The organism is Actinacidiphila sp. bgisy144 (assembly GCF_057708105.1).
This window is the reverse complement of the sequence record NZ_JBYIRM010000011.1, coordinates 35245-49425: the sequence shown is the minus strand read 5'-3', so window position 1 is coordinate 49425 and position 14181 is coordinate 35245. Positions and strand designations below refer to the sequence as shown.

The following is a 14181-nucleotide window of genomic DNA, read 5'->3' as shown; positions in this document are numbered from 1 at the left end:
AGGGAAGGGGGAGGGTCGCGGGGTTCTTGAGTGGGTGGTCGCTGGGCGTGGTGCTCCCGGGCCTGACGGATCTGCCGGGGTGATCGACTGGTCATCCCGGATCAGCGAAGGTGATCAGCAGCCATATCCCGGAGGGAGCCGGCGGGTAGAGGGGCCATTCAGGCCCGGGATGTGGGCGCGTTCGGCTTGGCGGTTCGGGTCGTACGGCTGCTCTTACCCTTCGGGTATCCGGCTGGATCTGGCAATCGGCTTGCAGCCGTCGCTGCGGGAAACACCCCATCGGCCGCACTGCGGCCGCTCGGGGGCTCGGGGGCTCGGACCCCCGGCCCTGCCTGCGGCGGCCGGAGGCCCGGCCCCCGGCCCCGCGCCATCCCTGCCACGGGGTTCCCCGCTGGACGCTTTGCCCGACCCTTTAACCGCCGGATCGAGCGCACGGCACGCCGATGACCTCACCACCAGCACCAAGCCCATCCCCAGCACGACAGCCGGCACCCACCACACCCAAGGAAGCCACACCACCAGCCACCAGGCCCAAAGTCGCCAACAGCACCCGAGAACCACGGCGACAACGAAGAGGGAAGCGGGAGAGGTGGGGGTGAGAGGGGCAATGGACGTTGCAGCGGGGCTCAGGATCGGGCGGCGGAATCCGTGGCCGGTTTACATGGCGGGAGCGCTGCCGACTGCGGCGGCGGGGGGGCCACGTCCATCAAGCCGGCTACAGGAGGGCAGGGTCGGCTGTGCGGCGGGTGTCGTCAAGTAGCTCGTCACGGGGCGGGCCGCCGTACCCCCGCCGTCACAGATGCGACAGCGTAAGGCGACCAACGACACGGATATGGCGGGCGGTAAGCGACTGCTGCCGCGAGCGGGCCAGGCCCGGTGTGGTCACTCCGTGTCGGCGCGGGCATCATCCTGGCGAGGGAGCGTGTCGGGGCTGCCAAAGTGGCACTCATGTCCGAGACCGCGGAGAGACCACACTATGCGCGCGGACGCACAACACACGGCCGGACGTCACCCGAACGCCTCTGATCTGCGGAAACCCTTGAACCCATAGCCTGGGGGTCAAGTGGGCTTGATTTGGCCCTATTACGCTGCGCAGTCACGAGCGCAGACTCGACACTATGGGTGACGAGCGCACCGAGCAGCAGCATGTATGTGAGGACTGCGGCGATCCGAGCCGGCCGGCGCAGAAGCGCGGGGTGGCCTTTGCACTTGACTTGCTGCGGTGCGAGCCGTGTTGGAACCGGCTCGCCAACGAGATGGCGGAGACCGACGGGGCAACGGCCCGGCCCAGGATCGACCCAGGTCCGGAGAGCTTCGAGCCGATCGAGCCTGACGAGTGCCCCAAGTGCGGCATGGAAGTGCGGACTGTGCTCACCAACTACGACCGCTGGGTGCATCTGGCGACCGTACCGATGCGGGCCAAGGAGGTGCCCCGTCGGTACTGGTGGCGGGTCGAGCCGATCCGGGCCGACTACTCGACGTACGTCGTCGGCTCAGTCGCCGTACGCGTCAGAGGGATAGAACCGCTGCCCGACGACCTTGTGATGCCTGCGCACACGGTCGTCTGCGCGGACCCCGACGCAATCGAGGAGGTGCGCCGTGCCCGGCTCTCCGACGTGGAGCGGCAGTACCGGGTTGCGCCATCCGTCGAGGAGTTCGAGGACGAGTAGCGGGCGTGCCCCGCGTGCCCGCCACGTGCCCGTCTGAGGGGCGAACCAAGGGGAACCACGGGGAACCGGGGGCCGGACGCCCCAAAGACGCTGTACGGGCCCGTACGAGGTCACCACGAGGCCACCGCACTGGTCTTCCAAACTAGCTACGCGGGTTCGATTCCCGTCGCCCGCTCCAGTTGCGGCGGCGCGGGGGGCGACCCCCCGGGGTGGGGTGTTCTGGCGGTTCCGGGACCACCTGTCGGTGGGGGCTTGTCGCGCAGTTCCCCGCGCACCTTCCTGCGGGAACCCCGCTGCATCGCCTTGACGATCATGCTGTCGACCGCATCGGCGATCTCACGTTCCCGCTCCTGGTTCCCGTGCTGGTGGATCAGCGCGGCCCGGCTCGAACCGTGACCGAGGCGCATCATCAGCTCGCGCGTGCTGGCGTCGGTGCGGGACGCCAGGGTGTTACCGGTGTGGCGGAGATCATGAAAGTGGAGCCCCTTGACCCCGACCTCGGCGCATGCCTTGCGCCACAGCCCCCCATCAGCTCACCGCCTGACGAGTCACGCGTTCTCCCACAGGCGTCGGTCCCGAGCCACTTGGTATACGCGCTCCGCCTGCTCGGCCGTGAGCACGCCGGTGAGCGGAGCAAGGGACGACAGGCTGCGGTCCTCGAAGGCACGTACGTCGAGCAGGGTCGGCACCACGCGGAGTTCGGCCGGCGCGACGAATGCCAGGATGCCTTGCGCCTTGACGGGGAACCCGCATGCCTTGGTCAGCACACGCGCCGCACGTTCGGCTTCCCGTCGTGCGGTACGGAGGTACGGGTACGCCTTGCCGTGATCCACCCGTACGGAGTGGTCGCCGACCCACACGTGCCGGTCCCGATGGTTCTTGGCGTTGACGGTGAAGACCCCGCCAGGCCCTATCAGCAGGTGATCTATGTCCGCCTTGATCCGCGGAAGCGGCACGGAGTGCAGCACGTACCACCCGCAGCGCGTCAGCCGGTTCAACTCCGCGCCGATGACCTTTTCACCCGCGATGCCGAGGTTCCAGGAGTCGGTTTTGACCGGCCGCCGCATCAGCCACGCGAAGAGGCGGGCGACGAAGCCCGGCGGCTGCGCGGCGAGCCCGCGTAGGGAGTCGCCGGGTCTGTGCAGAGCGAGGTCGAACTCCGAGGGGATGGGGGTAGCCGTCTGCGGGGTCGGCGGCGGGACCGGGGAAATGGGAGCGGCCGGGGCGGATTCAGCCGCCGGCGTCCGGTAGGCGGTGAGAGCTGCACGTGCGGCTTCGCCGAGCACTTCGATGACTATGTGGACTTCACCGGTCCGGAGATCCTGCCAGGCAACGGCTTCGCCCTTGAGGGTGTTGACGTACAAGCGCTCCTGGCCGTATCGCTTCCACACCGAGACCCGTAACTCGTCCACGCATGCCCCCTGCGCCGAACCGTGTCGTGCGGCCCATCGCAACAGCGGAGCCGATCGCCGCGCAAGACCGCCCCACCGGCTGACGACCCGAGGCTGGTACATATTTCTCCACCTCATCAAGGCTCCCGGCGTCGCTACTACTCCGCCGGGCACACGTCCGGGTTCCGGCCGCGCCGCGCGCGCCCGCGGTGGGTTGGCGAGCGACATGAGGTGCGACCGTCCAGCCAGGGTCAAGGCGGTGCCTCCGGCGGGGGCGCTCCGGCTCCGGCTCCGGCTCCGGCTCCGGCTCCGGCTCCGGCTCCGGCTCCGGCTCCGGCTCCGGCTCCGGGATGGCCCTACCCCGTTGGCGCCCGCGCCCGCGGATTCGTCGTGGGAGGGTGCGGGCCGACGGCAGACGGGATGGGAGTAGGGGTGCATCGGTTGAGGTGGTGGAAGGCATGGCGGTTGAGGAGTCGACTGCCCAAGAGGTGACACGTGCCTGGCATGCTCCGTCCGTGCATAGAACTCATGACGAAGCGGACTGGCCGGCTGACCGCTGGATCTTCGGTCTCGAAGAGATCCCGGCGTCAGACAAGGATGAGACAGGGCTGCCGCACCGTGTTGCTCCCGATCACGGGATGACCGTCATAAGGGCACCCGACGGCACGCACGAGACCCTCCGATGGGCGGCAGAGGAGATCATCTCATTGAGCGGGCCTCGGTTCATGCCTGCCGCGCTGCTCCTTGCGTGGCTCCGGATCGAGGCCGGGGACGAGCCTTCGATGGGGGTGGAGAGCTGTCGCATCGACCGCGTCGACAGCAGCACCGTTCGCCTGCGTGCCATGCTCGGGCAGTGGGACGACTTGACGGCGCCGACTGCAGAGGTTCGGCGCATGCTGATTGACATGATGGACTTCGTCACCAGAGAGTCCAACCATCCGCTTCCCAGTTGGCGAATCCGCCGTCTCGGCGCCCGAGAACAGCGACCAGGACGACACACAGCCAACGGGACATAGCTCCGGGGCAGATGCTGTACAGCAGCGAAGTGCAGCAACCGTTCCGACCTCAGCCGACCGTCACTGCTGTTGGGTGCCTCCGTCACCACCCTCGTAGACCTCAGCGACCGTCCTGCCCATAAGTTCGCATCGAGACGACGAACCCTGACGCGCCGGCCAAAGCGCGGATACGCTGGGGCCATGGAGCCCAGCCAGGAACCCGCCGGCCCACTGTCGGAGGAGGAGTTCCAGCAATTCCTCAACATGCTCCGGCGCTACCTGCACCACGACTTGGACCAGTGGGAACTCCTCGTGACCCAGAGCGAGTACGGCCCACTCTACGCGGTCTTCGCGAACAAGCTCCCGGAGGACTGGCCCGAGGACGTGTTCAGGCCGTTCTAGTGCCGCATCTGGCAACGTTCACCCCGTTGTGACGAGCCGTCCGGATGGTGATCCGGGCGGCTCGTTGTGCGTCATGCTGCTCGTGTGGCTGAGCGTGTCCGGGGCCGCGAGATCGATGACGACGAAGACGAAGGGCAGCGGTTGCTGCGGATCATCCGTCGGGGGCACCGGGTCAGTGGTGACCTGGAGGCGGGCCCAGATGGTGCTGTTATCGGCCCAGGGCATGGGCGTGGCCAAGATCGCCGAGGTGACATTCACCAGCCCGGACCGGGCCCGGGACGTGATCCACAACTTCAACGCCGACGGCTTCACCTCGCTCTACCCGAAGTACAAGGGCGGCCGGCCCAGGACGTTCACGCTGCCCGAACGGCGCGAGATCAAGAACATCGCCAAGTCCAGACCGGTCGAGCACGGCCTGCCGTTCTCGACCTGGAGCCTGGTGAAACTGGCCGACTTCCTGGTCGCCGAGGGGGTGGTCGACGACATCAGCCACGAGGGCCTGCGCATCCTCGCTTCGCGAGGAAGGCGTCATTTTTCAACGCCTGAAGACCTGGAAGACTTCGAAGGATCCGACTACGCGGTCAAGAAGGCCCGCGTCGAGCACCTCTACGCCATCGCCGACGACGAGGTTCTGCCTGCGCCCGGTGAACCCGAGGTCGTGTTCTGCATGGACGAGTTCGGGCGGCTCAACCTTCAACCCCGCCCCGGCCGCCAGTGGGCTGAACGCGGCGGGAAGCACAAGGACCCCGACCGCGAGCCCCGACAGCGCCGCCGCGCGACCTCCACCCGCCCACACGGGGTCCGGCACCTGTTCGCCGCCTACGACCTGGGCAAGGAGCAGCTCTGCGGCCACATCAAGAAGACCAAGAACCGTTTCAAGTTCCTGGAGTTCTGCCGCTACCTGCGCTCCTTCCACCCCGCCGGCACGCGCATCTCGATCATCTGCGACAACTACTCCCCGCATCTGACCACCAAACGCTGCCATCGGGTCGGGACCTGGGCCGCGGCGAACAACGTGGAGATCGCTTACACCCCGACCAACAGTTCCTGGCTCCACCGGATCGAGGCCCAGTTCGCCGCCCTTCGCTATTTCGCCTTTGACGGCACCGACCACCCCAGCCGGATGACCCAGGGCAGCATGATCCGCCGCTACATCATCTGGCGGAACAAGAACGCCTCCGACAAGCGCCTCAAAGCCCTCGTGAGCAGGACGAACGCCGCCTGACACCTACGGCAGGCGGCATCACCACAGGTGCAGGAAACTTCGCACGTCGTCATAACCGTCGATGGCGCGGCCGTCCACGTCCGTCGGCTCCGCCTCAGCCCGCGCCGCCAGCGACTCCGCCAGCGCCAGGGCTTCATCACTGAGACGGCCAAAGCGTCGAGCGGTGTGTCCCAAGCACAGGCCGGCCAGCCCCAGCAGCGGACTCCCCGGCACAGCCCGCGTCCCGACCTGCACGCACCAGAAATCGACGAAGTCCGCGTCGTCGTCGTTCAACGCAGTCCCGACCAGAACTCCCGCCGCCTCGCCCTCTGCGGAGCGGTCACGAAGAGCCCGTTCCAACGTCTCAACCACCACCGTGTGAGGCAGCGCAGGAGGGTTCCCGAAGCTGAGATGAGAATGCACCCCGCGAGACTACGCGGGATGCATTCAAGAGGCGCCTGCCGCCGCCCCCACCTCGCGCGACGGGGCGAACGTTGCCTGATGCGGCACCAGTCCGCCAGAGTTCCCGTGCCCGGCGTGCCCGCTGCGTGCCCGGCTGAGGGGTGAAGGAGGGGGTGCCACAGGCAACAGCGGGCCGGAGGCCCTGAAGGCGCTGTACGGGCCCGTGCGAGGTCACGGCGGGAGTACCCGCACTGGTCTTCCAACTAGCTACGCTGGTTCGATTCCCGTCGCCCGCTCCAGTTGCGGCGGCGCGGGGGGCGACCCCCCGGGGTGGGTGTTCTGGCGGTTTCGGGACCACCTGTCGGTGGGGGCTTGTCGCGCAGTTCCCCGCGCACCTTTCACGTGGGTGCCCCTTTAGGTGGTTCGTTCACCTTGCGGTGGGGTGTGGCTTGGCGCGCAGTTCCTCGCGCCCCTTCGGCCACGCGGCTCTACGGTTCGCGGTTCGTGGGCGGCGGCACGCCGGTGGACTTCAGAAGCCGTGGGGGAGCCAGGGGGTGGGGGTGGTGTGGAAGGCGAGGCTGGTTGGGGGGAGGGCGGTGGGATGGAGGGGGTGGAGGAGGCCGGCGGTGGCGAGGGAGTGGAGGGTGGGGCCGCCGAGGTAGGCGGCGGCGAGGTGTTTGGTGTCGAGGGCGAGGTCGGCGGGGGCGGTGGTGCGCTCGCAGGTGGCGCCGGTGGAGTCGCCGGTGAGGTGCCAGCGGCCGGCGTTCCAGGGGCAGAAGGCGTCGGTGACGTCGAGGACGACGTCGACCGGGGCGGAGTAGGTGCGGGCGGCGAGGGCGGCGCCGACGTCGACGAGGCGCAGGTGGAGGGAGTCGTACCGGGTGAGGGCGCAGCGGCGCTCGTCGGAGACGAGGTGGAGGAGGGCGTCGTCGAGGGGGAGGTTGTCGAAGGACACGGCGTCGGTGAGGTCGATCCGGCAGAGGTAGCGCCACAGGGCCGCGTGGACGGCCGGGTCGAGGGCGGCGATGTCGCGGAGGACGACGGCGGGCCGGGCGACGGCGTAGCGGGCGTAGCCGCGCACCTGGCCGTCGACCTCGGCGAGGACGCAGACGAGGGGGCCGGCGCCGCGGCGGACGGCGGGGGCGTCGACGACGGTGCGCTGCTCCCAGTGGGGTCGGCGGGCGAGCATGCCGGCGCGGCCGGGGACGAGTTCGGCGTAGACCGCCTCGCAGGCGGCGACCACCTCGGGGTCGGCGGGTGCGACCAGCCGCAGCCGGACCGCGTCGGCGCCCTCGGGGGCGGTGACGGTGACCCGGGTGGTGTCGATGCTGCCGCGCAACTCGTGGGTGGCCACGCCGTATCCGAAGCGGCCGTAGATTCCGGGTTCGGAGGCGGTGAGGATCGCGACCGGCTCGCCGCCGTCACGCAGGCCGTCGAGTTGGCGGCGCATCATCGAGGTGAGGATGCCGCGGCGGGTGTGGGTCGGCTGGACGGTGACCATTGTCACGCCCGCGGTGTCGAGCAGCGCGCCGCCGGGCAGCGTCATCCGAAAGGAGTGCAGGCCCGCGGTGCCGACCAGGTCGTCGCCGTCCCACGCGGTGGTGAGCCGGTCCATCTCGAACACCGCTCGCCACGCGTCGCGTTCCTCGGGGGCGTCGGTGGCGTGGAAGGCCCGCACCACGCGGTCGAAGACGAGGTCCCACTGGTCCGGCTCTGCGCCGCGCAGCTCGATGGTCATGCCGGACTGCCTATCACCGGAGGCGGTGCGCGGCGAACGCATTTCCGCCCGGGCCGGTCCGCCGCTCGTCAGGCGGCGGTGGGCGCGCGGGGGACGTCGCCGCGTGCTACCTCACACGCCATCCGCCCTGCACAGCACGGCGATCGGTGGGTAATGTCGCCGGGGACATGAATAAAGCGACGGCAAAGGGTGAGCGCGGGCTCCGGTGGCGCAGAAGGCTGCACCGGGCCCGCCTGGCCGTACGCCGTTCCGCGGTGGACTACTTCAGGGGCGACGCCTCGGAGTGGGCGGGGCTGGCGGCCGTCGCGGTGGCGATCCCGGCGCTGGCGTACGCGTCGGTCAGCATGCCGGTGTGGTGCCCGCCGGAGGCGCTGGTGCTGCCGATCCTGGCCGGCGGGCTGCTGCTGCGGCCGGCGAGCCTGCTGCTGCTCTACGCGGGTTCCGCGCTGGCGATGGTGGTGGAGTCGGCGGTGCTCGGCCCGTACCGGGAGGGCCCGGGGCGGGTGACGCCCGGCACGGTGCTGCTGGTGACCGCGGTGGCGCTGGTCGGGCTGGTCATAGCTCAGTTCCGGGCGCGGGTCGGGGTGCCCTGGCGGCGCGGCCACAGCATGCTCTTCGACCTGCGTGAGCGGATCAGGGTGCAGAGCCGGCTGCCGCGGCTGCCCGGCGGGTGGCACGCGGAGATGGCGCTGCGGCCGGCCGGGGGCCAGTCGTTCTCGGGTGACTTCGTGGTCGCCACCCGCAGTTCGGACGGCCGGGTGCTGGAGGCGGTGCTCACCGACGTGTCCGGCAAGGGCATGGACGCGGCGTCGCGTTCGCTGCTGCTGTCGGGCGCGTTCGGCGGGCTGCTGGGCTCGTTGCCGCCGCACGCCTTCCTCGGGGCCGCCAACGGCTACCTGCTGCGGCAGAACTGGGAGGAGGGCTTCGCCACGTCGGTGCACCTGGTGCTCGATCTGGAGAGCGGTGACTACGAGTTGCTGTCGGCGGGCCATCTGCCGGGGGTGCAACTGCATGCGGGGACCGGCCGTTGGGAGGAGAAGGAGGCCGAGGGGCCGCTGCTGGGGGTGTACGACGGGGCCGAGTTCCACGGTGTGAAGGGCACGTTGGGCTCCGGCGACGTGCTGATGCTGTTCACCGACGGCCTGGTGGAGACGCCGGACCGGGAGATCTCCGAGGGCATGGACCGGCTGATCGGCGAGGCCGACCGCCTCGTGCCGGGCGGATTCCGCGGCTCCGCTTGGCGGTTGATCGAGGCGGTGGCCAAAGACGTCAACGACGACAGGGCGTTGCTCGTGGTGTGCCGCGACTAGCCCGTGGGAATGGGACTATGGGTCCAGAACACGTCTCCTGTGTCCGTGGCCGATGGCACCATGGAACGGGCGAGGCGGGGGCGGCGGTGCGGTCCCCGGGACCGGCATTACCGAAAGAGGAAGTGATCCGTCATGGTTATCTCCCTGTCTGCCGCGCTGCTGCTGGCGATCGTGCTGGTCGTGATGATCCGGGCCAAGTCCATCAAGCCCGGACCGGCCATCGTGGCAGCGCTGTTCGGCTTCTTCCTGGCCTCCACGAACATGGCGCCGGACATCAACCGCTTCCTCAACTCAGTGGCCGACACCATCAACCAGATAAAGCTCTGAGGTCCGCAGTGCCTGCGGGGTCGCCCGCAGGACCTGGTCCAGGGTCGCTCCGGGGTCCTCGCCGCCGGGAGTGGCCAGCAGCGCGGCGAGCAGCGCGATCCGGGCCTGCGCGGGGCGCAGCGAGCCGGCCAGCCGGGCACCGGCCGCCAGCAGGTCCACCGCGCCGCCGCCGGTGTACAGCGGGGCCACCGCGCCGGCCGGGACCCGGGTGCTGACCAGTACGAGCACCCCGTCGGCGACGGCGGCGCGGACCGCCTCGGCGACCTCGGGGTTGGCGTTGCCCGCGCCGGTGCCGGCCAGGACCAGCCCGCGGGCGCCGGCGGCCAGCGCCGCGTCGAGCAGGACCGCGTCCGCGTCGGCGTGGTGGGTGAGGATGTCCACCCGGGGGCCGGTCGCGTCGGGCGCGGGCATCGGCAGCGGGGCCGGGCGGGGGCGCCTGCGGCCCCAGCTGACCCGGCCGAACTCCAGTCGGCCCAGCGGCAGTCCGTCCGGGTCGCCGAACGCCTGGGCGTCCACGGTGTGCTTCTTGACGGTGCCCCGGGCGGCGTGGACCTGGCCGCCGAAGACGATCACGGCGCCGATGTCGCGGCCGGAGGCGGCGGTCAGCAGCGCGTCGTAGAGGTTGCCCGCCGCGTCGCCGTCCTCGGCGTCCAGCGGCTTCTGCGCGCCGGTCAGCACGACCGGGCGGTGGTCGTGGTGGAACAGGTCGAGGAAGAAGGCCGACTCCTCCAGGGTGTCGGTGCCGTGGGTGACCACGACGCCGGCCACGTCCGGGTCGGCCAGCGCCTCGTGCACGGCGTGCAGCAGGCGCAGTTGGTGGGCGGTGGTCAGCCGTGAGCTGTTGACGGTGAACAGGTCCACGACGCTCACCTCCACCCCTTCGGGCACGGCGCCCGCGGCGAGCACTTCCTGTCCGGCGGCCTCGGCCGCGTAGCCGTCGCCCTGCCAGCGGCTCGCGATGGTTCCCCCGGTGCTGATGACCACGACATGACGCATGGCGCGCAGCCTCCCTGACTGGTGTCGCGCCTCCCCGGGCGCACAACGGTTCCCCAGCACAATGATATGCGCGTAGACCTGCCATATGATTGCCAATACCGATCGGTATTGCGCTCGATCGTGGTAGGAATTCCTCTTATGGACGCTATCGACAGAAGCATCTTGCGCGAGTTGCAGGCCGACGGCCGGCTGACCAACCAGGAACTGGCCCAGCGGGTCGGCCTCACCCCCTCCCCCTGCCTGCGCCGGGTGCGGCAGTTGGAGGACGACGGGGTGATCCAGACCTACCGCGCGGTGGTCGATCCGGCCGCGGTCGGGCGGGGGTTCGAGGTGTTCGCGTCGGTGGAGGTGCACCGCGGCCGCGAGGCGGTCGCCGCCTTCGAGGCGGAGGTCCAGTCGACGCCCGACGTGGTGGAGGCGTACCGGCTCTACGGGGCGCCCGGGTGCCTGCTGCGGATCGCGGTCGCGGACTCCGACGCGTACGAGAAGTTCTGGACGGACAAGCTGATCGCGCTGCCCGGGGTCTCCGACGTGAACTCCCAGATGATCATGAAGCGGATCAAGTCGCCGCAGGGCATCCCGGTGGACTGATCACACGCCCGGGGCGGCCGGCGGCTGGCAGGTCGGGCACCAGAAGAGGTTGCGGTTGGCGAGCGGCCGGGTGCGCACCTCGGTGCCGCAGACCAGGCACGGCTCACCGGTGCGCCGGTAGACGTACACCTCGCCGCCGTGGTCGTCGCGGCGCGGCGGGCGGCCCATCGCCTCAGGCTCGTGCTCCGGGCGCACCGTGTCGATCCGGTTGTCGCGCACGCCCTGGCGCATCAGCGCCACCAGGTCGGCCCACATCGCGTCCCACACCGGGCGGGGCAGCGACCGGCCGGGCAGGAACGGGTCCACGCCGTGCCGGAAGAGCACCTCGGCGCGGTAGACGTTGCCGACCCCGGCCAGCACCTTCTGGTCCATCAGCAGCGCGGCGACCGAGATCCGGGACCGGGAGACGCGGGCGTACGCGCGGTCCGGGTCGTCGTGGGCCCGCAGCGGGTCCGGGCCCAGCCGGTCGTGCACCGCCTGCTTCTCGCCGTCGGTGATCAGCTCGCAGGCGGCCGGGCCGCGCAGGTTCATCGCGTGCTCGCCGTGCAGGCCGCCGACCAGCCGCAGCCGTACGGTGTCGGTGACCGGGTCCGGGTCGAAGGCGACCTTGCCTATCAGGCCCAGGTGGATGTGCACCCAGCCGGACCCGGCGAACCCCAGGAACAGGTGCTTGCCGTGGGCGTCGGCGCCGTCCAGCACGGCGCCGTCGAGCAGCGCCGCGCCGTCGGCGAACTTGCCCTGCGGGCTGCCGACCCGGGTCGGCCAGCCGGCGAAGCGCTCCAGGCAGTCCTGTGCCAGCCGGTGGATGGTGTGGCCCTCGGGCATCGCGCGGGGTCAGTCCTGCTGCGGGTGGTTCGCGGGCAGCGGCGGCAGTTCGCCCGTGGCCTCGTACGCGTCCAGCATGTCGATCCGGCGCTGGTGGCGCTCTTCCTGGGAGTAGGGGGTGGCGAGGAAGACCTCGGCGAACTTCGTGGCCTCGTCCTGGGTGTGCATACGGGCGCCGATGCTCAGCACGTTGGCGTTGTTGTGCTGGCGGGCGAGGGAGGCGGTCTCCTCGCTCCAGGCCAGCGCGGCGCGTACGCCCTTCACCTTGTTCGCGGCGATCTGCTCGCCGTTGCCCGAGCCGCCGATCACGATGCCCAGGGCGGTGGGGTCGGCGGCGGTGCGGGTCGCTGCGCGCAGGCAGAACGGGGGGTAGTCGTCCACCGCGTCGTAGATCTGCGGGCCGCAGTCCACGGGGTCGTGGCCGTTGGCCTTCAGCCACTCGACGAGGTGGTTCTTGAGTTCGAAGCCGGCGTGATCCGAGCCGAGGTAGACGCGCATGGGGTGATTGTTCCACCCTCCCGGGTGCCCTGCCGTGGCGGGCCCGGGACCACCTGCTGGTGGGGGGTTCCCCTCCGGGGGGTGGGTTCGCTGTGCGGCGGGACCTTCCCCGGGGGCTGGGCTGGTCGCGCAGTTCCGCCCCCAGAGCGCTTCGCCTGGGTGGTGCCCCCAGCGCCACCTGATTTGCTCGGCTCTTCCCGCGGGGGGCGCCGTCAGCGGTGGAGGAGGCGCCAGGCGGTGGGGAGGAAGCCCATGGCCAGCGCGGCCTTGAGGGCGTCGCCGAGGAGGTAGGGGCGCAGGCCGAGGCGGACCGCGTCGCCGGCCGAGAGGTGGGCGGAGTACGCGAGGTAGGGCACGCCGACGGCGTAGACCACGGCGGAGCCGAGCACCATGACGGCGGCGGTCCGCAGCACCGTACGGTCGCCGCCGCGCCGGGCGAGGGCGCCGACCACCGCGGAGGCGAGCATCATCCCGAGGATGTAGCCGAAGGTCGGCATGGACCAGCCGGAGCTGCCCTCGGCGAACCACGGCAGCCCGGCCACGCCCGCGGCGGCGTACAGCGCGAGGGCGGAGAAGCCGCGGCGGGCGCCGAGCGCGGTGCCGACCAGCAGCGCGGCGAAGGTCTGCCCGGTGACCGGCACGGGAGAGCCCGGCACGGGCACCGAGATCTGCGCGGCCAGTCCCGTGAGCACCGCGCCGCCGACCACGAGCGCGGCGTCCCGCAGCCGGGCCCGGCTGACGGAGGAGGCGGGCAGCAGATCGGCGAGTACGGCGCCGGGGGCCGTGGTGGCGGCGGTGCTCATGGATGACTCCGCGAGGGTGTGAGGACGGTCGGGACACCGCGACGCTAGCGCAGCACCCGCACGGTGATCATCGTCGGACCCCGACAAACCGCGGCGCCCGCCCTTGGAGGCTTCGCCCGCGCCCCATCTCCCCCGCCGCGCGCGCCCTTTCGCCTGCTCACGTGAGACTCGTCACGCCATGAAGCGCTGCGGAAACGGGTACGGGGCAGCCCGTGGCAGGCCGCCCCGTACCCGCTGCCGCTGTGGGAACTCCACCAAGCGGCGGCGCCGGATCACTCGTCGAAGATCGGGCCCTGGGTGCGGGTGCGCTTGATCTCGTAGAAGCCCGGGATCGCGGCGACCAGCAGGGTGCCGTCCCAGAGCTGGGCGGCCTGCTCGCCCTTGGGAGCGGGGGTGACGACGGGGCCGAAGAAGGCGATCTGCTCGCCGTCGGCGCCGGGGACGGCGATCACGGGGGTACCGACTTCCTGGCCGACCTTGTCGATGCCCTCCTTGTGGGAGGCGCGCAGCTGCGAGTCGTAGGTGTCGGCGTCCGCGAAGTCGGCGAGGGAGGCGGGCAGTCCGACCTCCTCCAGCGCGGCCACGATGGTCTCGCGGGTCTTGGGCTCGGCCCGGTTGTGGAAGCGGGTGCCCAGCGCGGTGTAGAGGGGGCCGACGACGTCGTCCCCGTGCAGTTCGCGGGCGGCGGTGACGACCCGGACCGGGCCCCAGGCGTCGCGCAGGAAGGTGGCGTACTGCTCGGGGAGGGTGTCGAGCTTGTCCTCGTTGAGCACCGCGAGGCTCATCACGTGCCAGCGCACCTCGACCGGGCGGACCTTCTCCACCTCCAGCATCCAGCGGGAGGTCATCCAGGCCCAGGGGCACAGCGGGTCGAACCAGAAGTCGGCTGGGGTCTTCTCGGTCTGCTCGGCGGCAGTCGCGGTCACTGCGAGCTCCTCGTTCACGGCATCGTGTCAGGGACGGGGCGGCCGGCGGCTCGCACCCGCCACCCCACCAGGACAACGTGCCGCGCACCCCGGCTCATTCCCC

General features: G+C 70.8%; 16 protein-coding genes. 7 read left to right on the top strand and 9 right to left on the bottom strand.

Annotated elements, in window-relative coordinates; genetic code table 11:
* Nucleotides 1–1196: 1196 nt before the first annotated feature.
* Nucleotides 1197–1670: a DUF6083 domain-containing protein gene (locus AC3EVP_RS15010; RefSeq protein ID WP_435130337.1), complete on the top strand. Its 474-nt coding sequence runs from the start codon at nucleotides 1197–1199 to the stop codon at nucleotides 1668–1670.
* Between the two features lie 548 nt (nucleotides 1671–2218).
* On the opposite strand, the gene AC3EVP_RS15005 is transcribed toward AC3EVP_RS15010, so the two are convergent.
* Entirely contained in the window at nucleotides 2219–3034 is an 816-nt protein-coding gene (locus AC3EVP_RS15005; protein WP_488179802.1) for a nuclease-related domain-containing protein, read from the bottom strand.
* Between the two features lie 485 nt (nucleotides 3035–3519).
* On the opposite strand from AC3EVP_RS15005, the gene AC3EVP_RS15000 reads away from it, so the two are divergent.
* Together AC3EVP_RS15000 and AC3EVP_RS14995 are read left to right on the top strand one after the other, a co-directional pair.
* Entirely contained in the window at nucleotides 3520–4077 is a 558-nt protein-coding gene (locus tag AC3EVP_RS15000) for a hypothetical protein (protein WP_435130331.1), read from the top strand.
* Between the two features lie 180 nt (nucleotides 4078–4257).
* A complete protein-coding gene (locus AC3EVP_RS14995) occupies nucleotides 4258–4458 on the top strand; it encodes a hypothetical protein (protein ID WP_435130328.1) in 201 nt (66 codons plus the stop codon).
* Nucleotides 4459–4476: 18 nt separating this feature from the next.
* On the opposite strand, the gene AC3EVP_RS14990 is transcribed toward AC3EVP_RS14995, so the two are convergent.
* On the bottom strand, nucleotides 4477–4683 hold the full coding sequence (locus AC3EVP_RS14990; RefSeq protein WP_435130325.1) for a hypothetical protein: 207 nt from the start codon (nucleotides 4681–4683) through the stop codon (nucleotides 4477–4479).
* A 4-nt stretch (nucleotides 4684–4687) separates the two neighbouring features.
* Between AC3EVP_RS14990 and AC3EVP_RS14985 the strand changes: the two genes are divergently transcribed.
* Complete coding sequence (locus tag AC3EVP_RS14985; protein WP_435130322.1) at nucleotides 4688–5683, top strand: helix-turn-helix domain-containing protein; 996 nt, start codon at nucleotides 4688–4690, stop codon at nucleotides 5681–5683.
* Between the two features lie 18 nt (nucleotides 5684–5701).
* On the opposite strand, the gene AC3EVP_RS14980 is transcribed toward AC3EVP_RS14985, so the two are convergent.
* Complete coding sequence (locus AC3EVP_RS14980; protein ID WP_335984431.1) at nucleotides 5702–5956, bottom strand: hypothetical protein; 255 nt, start codon at nucleotides 5954–5956, stop codon at nucleotides 5702–5704.
* A 637-nt stretch (nucleotides 5957–6593) separates the two neighbouring features.
* Nucleotides 6594–7802 (bottom strand): GNAT family N-acetyltransferase, encoded by a 1209-nt coding sequence (locus AC3EVP_RS14975; protein WP_435130319.1) that lies wholly within the window; start codon nucleotides 7800–7802, stop codon nucleotides 6594–6596.
* 167 nt (nucleotides 7803–7969) lie between these two features.
* On the opposite strand from AC3EVP_RS14975, the gene AC3EVP_RS14970 reads away from it, so the two are divergent.
* Together AC3EVP_RS14970 and AC3EVP_RS14965 are read left to right on the top strand one after the other, a co-directional pair.
* Nucleotides 7970–9112 carry a PP2C family protein-serine/threonine phosphatase gene (locus tag AC3EVP_RS14970; protein ID WP_335978059.1) on the top strand — a complete coding sequence of 381 codons (1143 nt, stop codon included), beginning with the start codon at nucleotides 7970–7972 and terminating at the stop codon, nucleotides 9110–9112.
* 132 nt (nucleotides 9113–9244) lie between these two features.
* Nucleotides 9245–9439: a hypothetical protein gene (locus AC3EVP_RS14965; RefSeq protein WP_202233725.1), complete on the top strand. Its 195-nt coding sequence runs from the start codon at nucleotides 9245–9247 to the stop codon at nucleotides 9437–9439.
* Here AC3EVP_RS14965 and AC3EVP_RS14960 read toward each other — a convergent pair.
* Nucleotides 9404–10435, bottom strand: coding sequence for an asparaginase (locus tag AC3EVP_RS14960; RefSeq protein WP_435130315.1), 1032 nt, complete (start codon nucleotides 10433–10435; stop codon nucleotides 9404–9406). The two genes, AC3EVP_RS14965 and AC3EVP_RS14960, sit on opposite strands and share 36 nt — an antisense overlap.
* A 138-nt stretch (nucleotides 10436–10573) precedes the next feature.
* Here AC3EVP_RS14960 and AC3EVP_RS14955 point away from each other — a divergent pair, with 138 nt between their 5' ends.
* Complete coding sequence (locus AC3EVP_RS14955) at nucleotides 10574–11026, top strand: Lrp/AsnC family transcriptional regulator (protein ID WP_335978055.1); 453 nt, start codon at nucleotides 10574–10576, stop codon at nucleotides 11024–11026.
* Here the strand turns inward: AC3EVP_RS14955 and AC3EVP_RS14950 are convergent, their stop codons facing one another.
* From AC3EVP_RS14950 to AC3EVP_RS14935, 4 genes are all read right to left on the bottom strand, one after another.
* Complete coding sequence (locus tag AC3EVP_RS14950; RefSeq protein ID WP_335978053.1) at nucleotides 11027–11851, bottom strand: Fpg/Nei family DNA glycosylase; 825 nt, start codon at nucleotides 11849–11851, stop codon at nucleotides 11027–11029.
* A gap of 9 nt (nucleotides 11852–11860) precedes the next feature.
* A complete protein-coding gene (locus tag AC3EVP_RS14945; protein ID WP_335978051.1) occupies nucleotides 11861–12349 on the bottom strand; it encodes a ribose-5-phosphate isomerase in 489 nt (162 codons plus the stop codon).
* A gap of 212 nt (nucleotides 12350–12561) precedes the next feature.
* Entirely contained in the window at nucleotides 12562–13152 is a 591-nt protein-coding gene (locus AC3EVP_RS14940; protein ID WP_435130310.1) for a biotin transporter BioY, read from the bottom strand.
* Between the two features lie 272 nt (nucleotides 13153–13424).
* On the bottom strand, nucleotides 13425–14078 hold the full coding sequence (locus AC3EVP_RS14935) for a mycothiol-dependent nitroreductase Rv2466c family protein (RefSeq protein WP_435130307.1): 654 nt from the start codon (nucleotides 14076–14078) through the stop codon (nucleotides 13425–13427).
* Nucleotides 14079–14181: the final 103 nt, after the last annotated feature.